Origin of the sequence: Gluconobacter sp. P1D12_c (assembly GCF_018812105.1) — a bacterium.
GTDB lineage: Bacteria > Pseudomonadota > Alphaproteobacteria > Acetobacterales > Acetobacteraceae > Gluconobacter > Gluconobacter oxydans_A.
Genome location: NZ_JACSIQ010000486.1, coordinates 1 through 442, shown reverse-complemented (window position 1 = coordinate 442; position 442 = coordinate 1). Strand labels below are relative to the sequence as shown.

Annotated in this window: 1 protein-coding gene; it reads right to left on the bottom strand. The window is 46.4% G+C overall.

Features of this window, described 5'->3' with window-relative positions:
* On the bottom strand, positions 1–416 hold a 416-nt coding region (locus tag KP705_RS17800), incomplete at its 3' end, for a hypothetical protein (protein WP_215765247.1).
* Between the last annotated feature and the right edge of the window lie 26 nt (positions 417–442).

Below are 442 nucleotides of genomic sequence, written 5' to 3'. Positions count from 1 at the left end.
CACGAACCACGCAACGCAAACAGATTACGCCCCGTTAGAGCATCGCATCCAATTTTTTGGAGTTTTTCGATAACCTGCTGATGGTGTCGCTTAGAGACAACTTCAATGAGTTCGAGAGCCTTTTTGCCGAGTTCAGTGTCAGGCGTCTGCGTATAATTCTGGACCATAAGACAGGGTTCAGAGACGTTATAGAAAGCATGATGCGGGAGCATCAGCCCAACAATCTTATTCTCCATCTGCTCGAATTTTATTTCATCACCAACGATGACACGACCATCAAGAGAAGGCTCAACACAGAGAGCCATAGCAATATCGGGCCCGAACATATCCAATGATTTAGGGACACCTATCGTGGCTTCGCCTTCATCACGCTTCGTGAAAAGCTCAGCATCATTGATGACACGCTTCTTCATCATCTTCAGAGATCCATCAGACTGATCTC